At 67.1% G+C, this 12912-nt stretch carries 14 protein-coding genes and 1 tRNA gene; 4 read left to right on the top strand and 11 right to left on the bottom strand.

Features of this window, described 5'->3' with window-relative positions:
* Positions 1-96 precede the first annotated feature (96 nt).
* A complete protein-coding gene (locus G6N19_RS04345; RefSeq protein WP_013827912.1) occupies positions 97-1731 on the top strand; it encodes a fatty acyl-AMP ligase in 1635 nt (544 codons plus the stop codon).
* A gap of 75 nt (positions 1732-1806) precedes the next feature.
* Here G6N19_RS04345 and pth read toward each other — a convergent pair whose 3' ends face one another.
* Both pth and G6N19_RS04335 read right to left on the bottom strand, forming a co-directional pair.
* A complete protein-coding gene (gene pth, locus G6N19_RS04340; RefSeq protein ID WP_193465839.1) occupies positions 1807-2391 on the bottom strand; it encodes an aminoacyl-tRNA hydrolase in 585 nt (194 codons plus the stop codon).
* A gap of 12 nt (positions 2392-2403) precedes the next feature.
* A complete protein-coding gene (locus G6N19_RS04335) occupies positions 2404-3039 on the bottom strand; it encodes a 50S ribosomal protein L25/general stress protein Ctc (protein ID WP_193465838.1) in 636 nt (211 codons plus the stop codon).
* 187 nt (positions 3040-3226) lie between these two features.
* Between G6N19_RS04335 and G6N19_RS21525 the strand changes: the two genes are divergently transcribed.
* Positions 3227-4885 (top strand): PPE domain-containing protein, encoded by a 1659-nt coding sequence (locus tag G6N19_RS21525; RefSeq protein ID WP_193465837.1) that lies wholly within the window; start codon positions 3227-3229, stop codon positions 4883-4885.
* A gap of 21 nt (positions 4886-4906) precedes the next feature.
* On the opposite strand, the gene G6N19_RS04325 is transcribed toward G6N19_RS21525, so the two are convergent.
* Positions 4907-5926 (bottom strand): hypothetical protein, encoded by a 1020-nt coding sequence (locus tag G6N19_RS04325; protein ID WP_158019443.1) that lies wholly within the window; start codon positions 5924-5926, stop codon positions 4907-4909.
* Positions 5927-6052: 126 nt separating this feature from the next.
* On the opposite strand from G6N19_RS04325, the gene G6N19_RS04320 reads away from it, so the two are divergent.
* On the top strand, positions 6053-6883 hold the full coding sequence (locus G6N19_RS04320; RefSeq protein WP_013827916.1) for an ESX secretion-associated protein EspG: 831 nt from the start codon (positions 6053-6055) through the stop codon (positions 6881-6883).
* An 8-nt stretch (positions 6884-6891) separates the two neighbouring features.
* Here G6N19_RS04320 and G6N19_RS04315 read toward each other — a convergent pair whose 3' ends face one another.
* The 8 genes from G6N19_RS04315 to G6N19_RS04280 all read right to left on the bottom strand — a co-directional run bounded on the left by G6N19_RS04315 (position 6892) and on the right by G6N19_RS04280 (position 12221).
* Positions 6892-7764, bottom strand: a complete 873-nt coding sequence (locus G6N19_RS04315; RefSeq protein WP_193465836.1) for an oxidoreductase — start codon at positions 7762-7764, stop codon at positions 6892-6894.
* Between the two features lie 20 nt (positions 7765-7784).
* Complete coding sequence (locus tag G6N19_RS04310; protein ID WP_193465835.1) at positions 7785-8054, bottom strand: hypothetical protein; 270 nt, start codon at positions 8052-8054, stop codon at positions 7785-7787.
* The gene (locus G6N19_RS04305; protein ID WP_193465834.1) at positions 8054-8422 is read right to left on the bottom strand and encodes a heme-binding protein; all 369 of its coding nucleotides are present in this window, start codon (positions 8420-8422) and stop codon (positions 8054-8056) included. Before G6N19_RS04305 ends, G6N19_RS04310 begins: the two co-directional genes overlap by 1 nt.
* 64 nt (positions 8423-8486) lie before the next feature.
* The gene (locus G6N19_RS04300; protein ID WP_408632481.1) at positions 8487-9134 is read right to left on the bottom strand and encodes an LpqN/LpqT family lipoprotein; all 648 of its coding nucleotides are present in this window, start codon (positions 9132-9134) and stop codon (positions 8487-8489) included.
* Positions 9135-9139: 5 nt separating this feature from the next.
* Positions 9140-9493 (bottom strand): arsenate reductase (glutaredoxin), encoded by a 354-nt coding sequence (gene arsC / locus G6N19_RS04295; RefSeq protein ID WP_193465832.1) that lies wholly within the window; start codon positions 9491-9493, stop codon positions 9140-9142.
* Between the two features lies 1 nt (position 9494).
* Positions 9495-10475, bottom strand: coding sequence for a ribose-phosphate diphosphokinase (locus G6N19_RS04290; protein ID WP_013827922.1), 981 nt, complete (start codon positions 10473-10475; stop codon positions 9495-9497).
* Positions 10476-10584: 109 nt separating this feature from the next.
* Entirely contained in the window at positions 10585-11997 is a 1413-nt protein-coding gene (glmU, locus tag G6N19_RS04285) for a bifunctional UDP-N-acetylglucosamine diphosphorylase/glucosamine-1-phosphate N-acetyltransferase GlmU (protein WP_232062652.1), read from the bottom strand.
* A gap of 152 nt (positions 11998-12149) precedes the next feature.
* Positions 12150-12221, bottom strand: a tRNA-Gln gene (locus tag G6N19_RS04280).
* Between the two features lie 85 nt (positions 12222-12306).
* Between G6N19_RS04280 and G6N19_RS04275 the strand changes: the two genes are divergently transcribed.
* The gene (locus G6N19_RS04275) at positions 12307-12909 is read left to right on the top strand and encodes a TetR/AcrR family transcriptional regulator (protein ID WP_013827924.1); all 603 of its coding nucleotides are present in this window, start codon (positions 12307-12309) and stop codon (positions 12907-12909) included.
* Positions 12910-12912 lie beyond the last annotated feature (3 nt).

Below are 12912 nucleotides of genomic sequence, written 5' to 3'. Positions count from 1 at the left end.
TTTGTGCGCGCGCGCCTCTTACGAAGTGGTCTCCAGCAGGTGGAACATGAAATCTCAGCCCGTGGGGAAAGCACCGGTGCCGGCTAGGAGGCCGTCGTGAGCAGGTTTACCGACAACATGTTCCGCAGTGCACGCGAGTCCACCAAGGGCATGGTCACCGGGGAGCCGCACGAACCGGTCCGGCACACCTGGGGTGAGGTGCACGAACGCGCCCGCCGCATCGCCGGCGGGCTGGCCGCCGCCGGTGTCGGCCCCGGAGACGCGGTCGGTGTGCTGGCCGGCGCCCCGGTCGAGATCGCCCCCACCGCGCAGGGCGTCTGGATACGCGCCGCAAGCCTGACCATGCTGCATCAGCCCACGCCGCGCACCGACCTGGCGGTGTGGGCCGAAGACACCATGACCGTCGTCGACATGATCGACGCCAAGGCCGTCATCATCTCCGACCCGTTCCTGGCCGCGATGCCGGTGCTGCAGGAGAAGGGCCTGAAGGTCCTGACCGTCGAAGATCTGCTGGCCGCCGACCCGATCGACCCGGTGGAAGCCGGTGAGGACGATCTGGCGCTGATGCAACTGACGTCGGGATCGACTGGGTCTCCGAAGGCCGTGCAGATCACCCACCGCAACATCTACTCCAACGCCGAGGCGATGTTCATCAGCGCCGAGTACGACGTCGACAAGGACGTCATGGTCAGCTGGCTGCCGTGCTTCCACGACATGGGCATGATCGGCTTCCTGACGGTGCCGATGTACTTCGGCGCCGAGCTGGTCAAGATCACCCCGATGGACTTCCTGCGGGACACGCTGCTGTGGGCCAAGCTGATCGACAAGTACAAGGGCACCATGACCGCGGCCCCGAACTTCGCCTACGCGCTGTTCGCCAAGCGGCTGCGCAAGCAGGCCACGCCGGGACAGTTTGATCTGTCCACGCTGCGGTTCGCGCTGTCGGGCGCCGAGCCGGTCGAGCCGGCCGACGTCGAGGATCTGATCGACGCCGGCAGGCCGTTCGGCCTGAAGCCGGAGGCGATTCTGCCGGCCTACGGCATGGCGGAGACGGTGCTGGCGGTGTCGTTCTCCAAGTGCGGTGCGGGCCTGGTGGTCGATGAGATCGACGCCGATCTGCTGGCCGCGCTGCGCCGCGCGGTACCGGCGACCCGGGGCAACACCCGGCGGCTGGCCTCGCTGGGGCCGCTGCTGGAGGGGATCGAGATCCGGATCGTCGACGAGCACGGCAATTCGTTGCCGCCGCGCGGGGTCGGGGTGATCCAGCTGCGCGGTGAGCCGGTCACGCCGGGATATCTGACGATGGCGGGCTTCCTGCCGGCGCAGGACGAGCACGGTTGGTATGACACCGGCGACCTGGGCTACCAGATGGAGGACGGCCACGTCGTGGTGTGCGGCCGGGTCAAGGACGTCATCATCATGGCCGGCCGCAATATCTACCCGACCGACATCGAGCGGGCCGCGGGCCGCGTCGAAGGTGTGCGGCCGGGCTGCGCGGTGGCGGTACGCCTGGATGCCGGACATTCTCGCGAGACTTTCGCCGTCGCGGTGGAGTCCAACGCCTGGCAGGATCCCGCCGAGGTGCGCCGGATCGAGCACCAGGTGGCCCATGAAGTCGTCACCGAGGTCGACATGCGACCCCGCAACGTGGTGGTGCTGGGGCCGGGCAGTATCCCCAAGACACCGTCGGGCAAGCTGCGCCGGGCCAACTCCGTCGCCCTGGTCACCTAACTTTCTTTTCCGCGAGCAGACCCGAAAGCCCCCAAATCCGTCCCGGATTGGGGGCTTTCGCGACTGCTCGTGCCACTAACCCCGAGCGTGCACGATGTTCTGCGCGGGTTCCAAGCCCAGTTCGATCAGCAACTCGGCGGCGTCGGCGGCCTGCTCGCAGATCGTCGGCAACTCGTCGCGTTCCCGCGCACCAAACGGCTGCAGCACGAACGCCGCCGGATCCTGCCGCCCTGGCGGCCGGCCGATCCCCAGGCGAACCCGCTGAAAGTCCTTGCTGCCCAACACGCTTGCGATGGATCGCAGCCCGTTGTGGCCACCCTCGCCGCCGCCCTGCTTGAGCCGGATCCGGCCGTAATCCAAGTCGAGATCATCGTGGATGACCACCACATCAGCCGGCGGCACCGAGTAGAACTTGGCCAGCGGCCCCACCTGGCGGCCCGACTCGTTCATGAAACAACGCGGACGGGCCAGCACCACCGAGCGCCCGCTGAGCCGCCCGGTGACCACGTCGGCGCCGGACTTCTTGTGCAGCTTGAACGCCGACCCGATGCGCTGGGCGAGCAGGTCGACGACCATGAAGCCCACGTTGTGCCGGGTGCGGGCGTAGGTCGGCCCCGGGTTGCCCAGGCCGACCACCAGCACCGGTGGTGACTCGGCCACGCCGTGCTCGGTCTACTCGGCCGCTGGGGCCTCGGCCTCGCCGGCGGCCTCGCCGGCTGCCTCGCCCGCCGCCTCGCCCTCGGGCTCCTCTTCGACCCGCGGCTCGACCACGTTGACCAGCAGCAGTTCCGGGTCGGACACCAGCGTCACACCCTCGGGCAGCTCCAGCTCGCCGGCGGTGACCTGGGTGCCGGCTTCGGCACCCTCAATGGAGATTGTCAGCTGCTCGGGAATCGACAGCGCCTCGGCCTCGATCTCCACCCAGGTGGCGTCCTGGGTGACCAGCGTGCCCGGGAACGACTCGCCCTCGAGGACGACGTTCACCTCGACGATGACCTTCTCGCCGCGCTTGACCACCAGCAGGTCCGCGTGCTGGATGGTGCGACGGATCGGGTGGATGTCCAGGGCCTTGGTCAGCGCCAGCTGCTCGGTGCCCTCGATGTCGAGGGTCAGCACCGCGTTGGTACCCGAGTTCCGCAGCACGGCCGCGTAATCGTGCGCGTGCAACTCGAGGTGCTGCGGCTCGCTGCCGTGGCCGTAGAGCACGGCGGGCACCTTGCCGTCGCGGCGGGCCCGGCGTGAGGCGCCCTTGCCGGTCTCGGAACGCACCGTGGCGGTGAGCTTGTTCGGGGTGGGGGTCTTGGCCATCGGTACTCCTGTGGTTGCTGCGGAATGCATGGGGCACGGCCAGATCGAGGCAACCATCAGGTCTTCGTCGATAACGGCGGCCGAAGCTGGCCGCCCTCGCCGTGACGCCCGGTCAGGCTAGCGCATCAGCACCTCAGAGCGGAAATCGCCGGCTACTGGGGCGGATCGATCGAGTAACTTGGGCCGGGTGGTGTATTCGTGGTCGGCGCAGTCTCCGGAGGCCAATCACACGGTGTTGGTGTCGGGGCCGGGTTCGGCGTCGACGATCGCTCATGCGCAGGCGTTGAATGCGCAGGCTGCGCAGTTGCAGGTGTTGGCGTCGTCGTCGAAGGCTAATGCTGCGGGAACATACGGTTCGGCGTGGTCGGGAGCGGGTGCGACCAGTAGCCAGGCTTCTCTTGCGGGGATCAACACCGAGTTGCTGGCGCTGGCGCAATGGCTGCAGGCGCGTGCGCCGATGGTGACCTCCGCAGCGCAGGCGTATCACAGGGCGGTCTCGGCGATGGTGCCCACGCAGCAGGCGCGGGCGAATCGGGTTCAGGAGGCCGCTGATGTGGAGGCCAATCCGCGGGTGTTGGGGGCGTTGACGCCGCGGATCACCGAGTTGAATCTGGATTATTTCGGGCAGATGTGGCCTACGAATGCTTCGGCCGGGTCCGGATATGGGGCGGCGTTGAATACCGCGACGGCGGCGTTGGCGGCACCGCCGCCCCCTGCAAATGCGGCGATTTCACCGGAGGCGCCGGTGCGAGCGGCTGCGGCGGTGTCCGAGGCTGTCGGGCGTACCGCGGCCGGGGCGGCGATGCGGGGGGCCTACGGGGCGGTGCAGGCGGCTGCGGCGGTGACTCAAGGTGGGGCGGGGGTGGGCCGGGCGATGGTGCCGCCACCGGCCCCGGCGCCGCCGACAAAATCTGCCGAGATGCGCCCACCGCCGACGCCATCATCTCCACCGGTGGGTATGTATCAGCAGCCGCCGTCGAATGCGGCGGTTTACGGCCCGCCCGTCTCGGCCGGGGCGCAGGGGGCGCCGGCGGGCATGCGTCCCGGGCCGCCCGGGGGCCCGGCTACCGGTTCTGCGCCGGCAACGGTGACCAGCTATGTGCGCCCGTCCGAACCGTTCGCCATGCCAACCCCACCTGGCGGGTATCCGGGGATACTGTCGGCCGCCGCGGTGCAACCCCCGCCGGTCGTTCCACCCGCGCCAGCGCAGCTACAGCCGATGAACCCGCCCGTGACATCGCAGCCTGCCGTGTCAGAGCCGGCATCGTCACCGTCGCCCGATCCGGTGGAGCCGAGCAACGCCGACGGTGGGATGGGTGACGTCCATGGATTATCGGTTCACAATTCGGAGGACGTTCACCAGCGGGTGGATCCTCTCCCGCCTGGTAGGCAGCCACACGTCAAAGTGCTGATGACGCCCGAACAGATTCGGATATTCTACGAGAATCTGACGGAAAATGCGACGCGCGTCCCAGGGCCGCCAAGCTATCCCGGGGAGTGGCAGGTCCTCGAGGATGGAACCAGGATCGCCTACCGTGAAAATAGTAAATTCGGCGGTCCCACAATCGAGATTCAATATCCGGATGGTGAGAAAGTCGACATTCATTTGGAAGAGCGGCCGAAAACCCCGCAACCTCAACCCAGAAAGGTTCCGGTGCCGGCGCCCGAACCCGCTCCAGCTCCAGCGCCTTCCCGGGAGCCAACACCTGTTGAACCGCCGGTACCATCCATTCGCGTGCCGCCGCTCATAACGCCAGACCAAATTCCACCACCTGAGCAAAATCCTGGTATCTGGGCGATTATTGGCGGTATTCTCCTGGCGGGAGGAGCGCTCTTATTGGCTTAGACGAGTCGAAAGTACTGTCGGTCACTTCCATGTTCTTACTGCGGCGACGAATGCGTCATGTACCGTCTCTGCGAGGTAAGTGAGATCGTCGGCGAGTTCGTCTTTATTACGGGAAAACAGGCACTGTTGAAGCATCCGGCTCTGGCCGGTCCCCTCGGAGCACGCGATGTAGGTGTTGTATTGGGCCCACATCCAACTGCGGCAGTACACAAAAGATCCGCTGCTACGCACCGCGATCACCTCTGGTTCCGCCGCGGTGCCCAGTGTCTGGGTCAGGGGAGGATCGAGCGAACTCGCCGCATCGCCCAGCGGTATTCGAAGTTCACGCAGAGTGCAGTCGGAGTTATCGTAGACGACGTCGGCGGGTGGACATCCGGTGAAGCTGAACAGAGTCAGGGTTTCCGAGCCGTCCCAGCCGCCGTCGGCGTGCGGACCGCGGAGGGCCACCCGAGTGGGCCGCGCGCCACTGCCGTTTCCTAGTTGGGCAAGCTGCCATTCCGGCGGAAGGTGCAGTTGTGTCAGCCATGCTGGCGCTGAATCAGGATCGATCGCGGTCAAGCCACTGACGTAGCCGCTAACGACACCGATCAACGATGGCGCCGTCATCAACCGCTGCTGTTCGGACCGAATCTCCTCGGCGGTGGGTGGTGGGGTTGCGAATGCCGATGTCCGCGAAAGCTCTTCGGCGACTCTTTCTCCATCTTCGGTGAGTGACAACCAGCAGGACCAGCCCCATGCCTGCCGGTCGTCGAACTGGTTGACATAAACGTCGCGAATACGCTGGATCGCTTCGTTCAGTGGGATACCCCATCCGGCAAAGCTGCCTCCGTTGCCTTGAAGGTCCCCGATGACGAATAGTCCGTCGCTGGTCAGTGAACGGATCAGCCCCAAGGTCTTTTCCTGGATGACCGACAGCACTTCGCCAGGGTTCTCCTGGGCGACATATCCATGTATTCGGTCGAGCGCAACCCAATCGATGAGACCTGAAAGCAGGATCTCCTCACGCGCGGACGACGCGCCTTCACCTGCTGCAGCAGTCACATCGTCGATCGTAAGCGGTAGCGAATCATGGTGGAGCTGGCGCGTCGGACTTGACTCGGCCTGCGCAACGTCGGGCGGCGAAAAGGATGGCGACTCTGACGGTGATGCTGACGATAAAGTCGAGGCGTGCTGACGACCACGATCGACGGTCTGTGGGTGCTGCAGGTGTTGGCGGGCGTCGAGGTGGTGGCTCCCGAATTGGGACTGCGGCCTGTGATGCCCAGGGTGGAGACGCCGCAATTGGCCTTGGCGCATCCGGTTGCGCTCGAGTTGCGCGAACACGGGGTGATCGATGCGGCCGGAGCGGTAGATCGAACGGTAGTGGAGTGGCTGACGGTGTTGGCCCGCCGCGATATTGCGCTGCTGTTGCGGGTGCAGGATCCGCGTCGTGTCGAGGCGCAAGCCGTGTTGGCGCGGTTCGCCCAGTGGTGGGTCGTTGCCGAACGTTGCGGTGACGGGGTGCGGATCGGTGGTGCCGGGACTTCGGTATCAGAGGGCGAGGCAGGTGCAGTATTGCAGGCTCAGATCGAGCGGTTGTGTGGCGTTGTCCCACCGGTGCAGTTTCGCCCGGTCGATGTGGAGACCACGGCGCTGCTGGCAGCAGCGGGCAGCCCGGAAAGTGTGCAGAATTACCTGACAAGCCAACCGTTCTCCGCCGAGCAACTGCAGATCCTGCTGGCCGCGACCGACCCGACCCGATCCACCCAGACGTCAATCGCGGCGCTGCAGGCCGGCGTCGAAACCGGACGGCCCACCAGAACACACATCCACCCGGGCGCGGTGAGCATCATCGATATCCCGGCCGGGCGGGTCGTCGTCGAACACAGCGTGTCGGCTGGGCGGCAGCAGATGTTGGTTGTTCCCGGGACCGCGAGCAATATCGCCGCCGCGGTCAACAAGATGCTGCGCCGACTTCCGGCCCACCACGAATGGCATAGCAGCCGCAGGCAGGTCTGACCGGACGCTCAGAGCGGAAATTGCACCCCGGTGAGCTGCTCGGACAGGTCCCACAGCCCGGCGGCGGTGGAGCCGCGCTTGGCCAGCAGGCTGCGGCCCACCGACCCGGTGCGGCCGATGAAGGCGAACCGCGGTCCGACAAAGGTGTTGCCCGACAGATCCTGCGACGCTGCATACAGCGTCTGGCGCGCCCCGAAGTCGGGGCTGGTGGCCAACAGGCCGTTGCCGATCGTGCGCATCAGCGCGTCGCCGACCCGATTACCGGTGTGCCCCTGCAGGTTGGTGCTCGAGTAGCCGGGGTGGGCGGCCAACGCGAGCAGCGGCGAGCCGGCCGCCACCAGCCGGCGCTGCAACTCGCTGGTGAACAGCAGGTTGGCCAGCTTGGACTGGCCGTAAGCCAGCCACGCGCGATACCGCCGCGACTCCCAGTTCAGATCTTTCAGGCTCACATAACCCATCCGGTGCATGAACGACGACACCGTGACCACCCGGTCGGTGAGCTTGGGCAGCAGCAGATTGGTCAGCGCGAAATGGCCCAGATGGTTGGTGCCGATCTGGCTCTCGAAATCGTCGACGGTCGTCGAGTACGGCACCGCCATGATCCCGGCGTTGTTGATCAGCACGTCGACGGCCGCGGTCTCCTCGGCGAAGCGCCGCACCGAGGACAGGTCGGCCAGATCCAGGGCGCGGACCTTGACATCGCCGGGCATGCTGGCCGCGGCGGCCTGGCCCTTGCCGGTGTCGCGCACGGCCAGTGTGACGCTGGCCCCCACCCGGGCCAGCTCACGTGCGGTCACGGCTCCCAACCCACTGTTGGCGCCGGTGATGATCACGGTGCGTCCGGAAAACGAGGGCAGATCGGCAGCGGTCCAAGAGGCCATGGCTCCCACTTTAAGGGTGCTCAGTGGCAGTTGTTGGTGTCGATCCAGCGGCCGTTGTAGCCGACGCAGGTCTGCACCGGTGGCGGGGGAGGCGGTGGCGGGGGCACGTCCTCGGGCAACGGGGCGTAATAAGCCGGCGGCGGCGTGAGGTCGGTGCACGTGCTGACGTGGAATCGGCGGCCCACGCCGACACACACGTCGGCGACCGCGGTGCCGGCCGGTGTGACGATGACGGTGCCCGGCAGCACGATCAGTGCCAGTGCCGCCGCGGCGCGGATCCGGCGTGTCATCACTGGCCTAACAAGCCGTGGTCGGCTTCGGGAAGTTCGCAGCGGCTACGGAAGTCAACCAGCGGCCGGCGGATACCCAACAGGTCGGCGTGGGCCTGCGGATTGTCCGCGAAGTAGCCGCGGATGGCCTCAGGCACCTCGGAGTCGGGCCGGTCGCGCAGGCCGGAGTAGAACGCGTTGACGTCCGGATGTGCGAACAGGTAACCGGAGGTCGACGCGGCGACGCCCGCGGTCACGTTGGCCAGATCTGCGGCGGTGCAACCCGGTGGCGGGTCTGCCATTGCGGCAGCCGGTGTCAGCAGAACCGTGGTGGCTGCGGTTACGGCGAGGCCGGCGAAAAGCCGGGGCGACCGGCGGGCAAGGGGCATCGTGGAACTCCCTTCAGCAGGCGGGGTGCGTCGCACTGTAGCAAGCCGCGGAAGGGAATTGGGGTCACTTCGCGGCGACGGTGAATCCGTTCATGATCGCCTCGACGTCGGCGGCCTCCTTGGGCGCCTGTTCGTTGAAGCTGGTGATCGCCAACTGCACCAGGTAGCGCTGGTCGTCCGGTGCCGACCCGGTGGCGATCACCATCCGGAACCAGCTGTGCAGGCGCTGGCCGTCCATGTCATGGGTGCCCTGGACCATCGACGACGGGAAGCCCTGGTAGTCCTCGTTGGAGGCGTCCAGCAGTCGGAAGTTCTTCGCCAGCTGCGCGTCGACCACACCGTGTTTGATGGCCTCGCGCGAATCGAAGTTGCCGTTGAGTTTGACCACGCTCAGGATCGCCCGCGGAAGCTTCTCGCCCTTGCCGATGACCAGGGTGGTCGCCGGCAACATCGCGTTCTCCTTTTTCGTCCACCCCGGCGGCGTCGGGATCGACACGGTCAGGTCGGTCAGCGCGTTGGGGGCCACCGCCTCGGCGGCCACCCCCTTGTCTTCCAGGAAGCGTCCCACCGTCACCGGCGGCTGCGGCGCCTCCGACGTGGTGCTGGTGGTACTACCGTTCGACCAAATCGATTGGTAATCAGGGGTTTTGGCGCCGCATCCGGCCGCGGCGATCGCCAGCGCTGCGGTGCACGCCAGGGCCGCCCGGCGCAGTGGGGTCACAGTATCTCGCGGACCGCGTCAATCGGGCGGGCCAGCCGGGTGCCGTTGCCGGTGACGACGAACGGTCGCTGGATCAGGATGGGGTTCGCGGCCATCGCGTCGAGCAGTTCGTCGTCGGAGGCGTCGGCCAGGCCGAGCTCGGCGTAGACCGACTCGCCGGTGCGCACCGCGTCGCGCACCCCGATTCCGGCGTCGCGGATCATGTCCGCCAGCTCCGCGCGTGACGGCGGGGTCTTCAGATACTCTACGATGGTCGGCTCGATACCGTTGTCGCGCAGCAGTTCCAGCGTCTTGCGTGAGGTGGAGCAGCGCGGGTTGTGGTAGATGGTCACAGTGTCGTCGCTGGCCATTTTAGGCTTCTCCGTTGAAAAGTCCGGTGACCGAGCCGTTTTCGAATACCGCCCGGATGGTGCTGGCCAGCAGCGGGGCGATCGACAGCACGGTCAGCTGGGCGAACTGCTTGTCCTCGGGGATCGGCAGGGTGTTGGTGACGATCACCTCGCTGGCGCCGCAGGACGCCAGGCGCTCGGCGGCCGGCTCGGACAGCACCCCGTGGGTGGCCGCGATGATCACGTCGCGGGCGCCGTCCTCGCGCAACAGGTGCACCGCGGCGGCGATGGTGCCGCCGGTGTCGATCATGTCGTCGATCAACACGCACGTCTTGCCGGCCACCTCACCGACCACCCGGTTGGACTTGACCTGGTTGGGCACCAGCGGATCGCGGGTCTTGTGAATGAACGACAGCGGAACCCCGCCCAAGGAGTCCGCCCACTTCTCGGCGATGCGCACCCGGCCGGAGTCGGGGGAGACCACCACCATGTCGGAGTCGGCGTAATTCTCCTTGATGTAACCGACCAGCAGTGGCTGAGCGCGCATGTGGTCGACCGGGCCGTCGAAGAAGCCCTGGATCTGATCGGTGTGCAGGTCCACGGTGACGATCCGGTCGGCGCCGGCCGTCTTCAGCAGATCTGCCACCAGGCGGGCCGAGATCGGTTCACGGCCGCGGTGCTTCTTGTCCTGGCGGGCGTAGGGATAGAACGGCACGATCGCGGTGATCCGTTTGGCGCTGCCGCGCTTGAGCGCGTCGATCATGATCAGCTGTTCCATCAGGTGCTTGTTCAGCGGCGCCGGGTGCGACTGCAGAACGAAGGCGTCACAGCCGCGTACCGACTCCTCGAAACGCACGAAGATCTCGCCGTTGGCAAAGTCGCGGGCGGTCTGCGCGGTCACCGGGACGTCCAGTTCTTTGGCGACCTGATCGGCCAGCTCCGGGTGCGCCCGACCAGCGAAGAGCATCAGGTTCTTGCGGTTGTCTGTCCACTCGTGGCTCACGCGCTGCCCCCGCCGTTGGAGATCTGGGAAATTGGTCGAGTTAATTCGGGCCTTATGGTACGTAGTCCGTCGCGCGATTTCGCTCCGGGCTGCCTCAACGCGACCAACCTCACGATGACGGATCCGATCGGGAACCGCCGGACGCCTGGGCCTTCTCGGCCGCCTCGGCGGCAGCGCTGCCGGGCCGCTTGTGCTGCACCCAGTTCTCGATGTTGCGCTGCGGGCCGGCCGACACGGCCAGCGCACCCGGTGGCACGTCGTCGCGCACCACCGTGCCTGCGCCGGTGTAGGCACCGTCGCCGACACTGACCGGCGCGACGAACATGGTGTCCGAGCCGGTGCGCACATGCGAGCCGATGGTGGTGCGCCGCTTGTTCTGGCCGTCGTAGTTGACGAACACGCTGGACGCGCCGATGTTGGAGTGCTCGCCGATGTCGGCGTCGCCGACGTAGGTCAGATGCGGGACCTTGGTCCCGGTGCCGATGGTGGAGTTCTTCGTCTCGACGAACGCCCCCAGCTTGGCGTCGGCGCCCAGTGCGGTACCGGGCCGCAGATAGCTGAACGGTCCGACCGTCGCCCCGGCTCCGATCCACGACGACGCGGCGTGGCTGCGGATCACCGAGGCGCCCTCGCCCACGGTGACATCGGCCAGCGTGGTGTCCGGACCGATCTCGCAGTGCGCACCGATCACGGTGGTGCCGAGCAGCTGGGTTCCGGGTGCGACGGTGGTGTCGCGCCCGATCGTCACGTCCACGTCGATCCAGGTGGTGGCGGGGTCGACGACCGTGACACCGGCCCGCTGATGGGCGGCGATCAGCCGGCGGTTGAGTTCGGCCGCCAACTCGGCCAGCTGCACCCGGTCGTTGACGCCGGCCACCAGGGCGGCGTCGTCGACGTGGCGCGCGTGCACCGCCTGGCCGTCGCCGCGCACGATGCCGATCACGTCGGTCAGGTAGAGCTCGTGCTGGGCGTTGTCCGAGCCCAGCCGGCCCAATGCGGAGCGCAGCGCGGTGATGTCGAAGGCGTACACCCCGGCGTTGACCTCGCGGATCTCGCGCTGCGATTCGGTGGCGTCGGCCTGTTCGACGATCGCGGTGATCTCACCGTCCTGGGTGTGCAGGATGCGCCCATAACCGGTGGGGTCGGCCATCGTCGTGGTCAGCACGGTGACCGCCGCCGAGGCGGCGCGATGGGTGTCGACCAGCGCCCGCAGCGTCGCGGTGTCCAGCAGCGGAATGTCGCCGGAGGTGACCACGACGGTGCCGGCGAAGTCGTCCGGCAGCGCCGACAGGCCGCATAACACCGCGTGCCCGGTGCCCAGCTGCTGGTCCTGCCGGGCGATGTCGATGCGGCAGTCCAGGGCCTGCGCCAGCTCGGCCACCGGCCCGGCGATGCGTTCGTGGGCGTGGCCCAGCACCACCACCAGGTGACGGGGGCTGACCCCGGCGGCCGCGCGCAGGCAGTGCGACAGCATGCTGCGCCCACCCAGCGTGTGCAGCACCTTGGGGGTGTCGGAGACCATCCGGGTCCCGGCCCCGGCCGCCAGCACGATGACGGCGTCCTGGCGGTCGGCACCCTGGGGCGAGGGAGCGTGTTTGTGCGTCGACACGCCGTCTAGCCTGTCATTCTGCGCCCGCTCGTGCCAAAGGGTGGGCGAAAACCATGCAGGAGACGCTCCGTCGCCAGGACTCGAACCTGAACTATCTGAACCAAAATCAGAGGTGCTGCCGATTACACCACGACGGATGGATTGCAAGGAGACTCTACCGAACTGGATATCCTGGGCACTGTGGCTGCTCTGGACAGGGATGGCAGGCCCCCGCGGGCCCGGATGACCGGCAGCGAGCGTCGGCACCAACTCATCGACGTCGCGCGCTCGCTGTTCGCCGAGCGCGGCTACGAGGGCACCTCCATCGAGGAGATCGCGCTGCGCGCCAACGTGTCCAAACCGGTCGTCTACGAGCATTTCGGCGGCAAGGAGGGGTTGTACGCCGTGGTGGTCGACCGGGAGATGTCGGCGTTGCTGGACGGCATCACCACCTCGCTGACCAAATCGACCAACAACCAGTCGCGGCTGCGGGTCGAACGGGTCGCCCTGGCGCTGTTGACCTATGTCGACGAGCACACCGACGGTTTCCGGATCCTGATCCGCGATTCCCCGGCATCGATCAGTTCCGGCACCTATTCGACCCTGCTCAACGACGCGATCGGTCAGGTGTCCTCGATCCTGGCCGGCGACTTCTCCCGGCGCGGACTAGACCCCGAGACCGCGCCGCTGTATGCCCAGGCGCTGGTCGGTTCGGTGTCGATGACCGCCCAGTGGTGGCTGGACGTGCGCGAACCCAAGAAGGAAGTGGTGGCCGCCCACCTGGTCAACCTGTGCTGGAACGGCCTGACGCACCTCGAGGCTGACCCGACCCTGCACGACGAATAAGGC

It is taken from the genome of Mycobacterium novum, from assembly GCF_010726505.1.
GTDB classification, from domain to species: domain Bacteria; phylum Actinomycetota; class Actinomycetes; order Mycobacteriales; family Mycobacteriaceae; genus Mycobacterium; species Mycobacterium algericum.
The sequence above is the reverse complement of the archived record's forward strand: the minus strand, read 5'-3'. Positions and strand labels throughout refer to the sequence as shown.

Coding starts and splice junctions, on each gene's coding strand:
- G6N19_RS04335 (WP_193465838.1), bottom strand. CDS start 3,039: ATGGCCAAGACCCCCACCCCGAACAAGCTCACCGCCACGGTGCGTTCC.
- G6N19_RS04315 (WP_193465836.1), bottom strand. CDS start 7,764: ATGGCCTCTTGGACCGCTGCCGATCTGCCCTCGTTTTCCGGACGCACC.
- G6N19_RS04310 (WP_193465835.1), bottom strand. CDS start 8,054: ATGACACGCCGGATCCGCGCCGCGGCGGCACTGGCACTGATCGTGCTG.
- G6N19_RS04305 (WP_193465834.1), bottom strand. CDS start 8,422: ATGCCCCTTGCCCGCCGGTCGCCCCGGCTTTTCGCCGGCCTCGCCGTA.
- arsC (WP_193465832.1), bottom strand. CDS start 9,493: ATGGCCAGCGACGACACTGTGACCATCTACCACAACCCGCGCTGCTCC.
- glmU (WP_232062652.1), bottom strand. CDS start 11,997: ATGGTCTCCGACACCCCCAAGGTGCTGCACACGCTGGGTGGGCGCAGC.
- G6N19_RS04275 (WP_013827924.1), top strand. CDS start 12,307: ATGACCGGCAGCGAGCGTCGGCACCAACTCATCGACGTCGCGCGCTCG.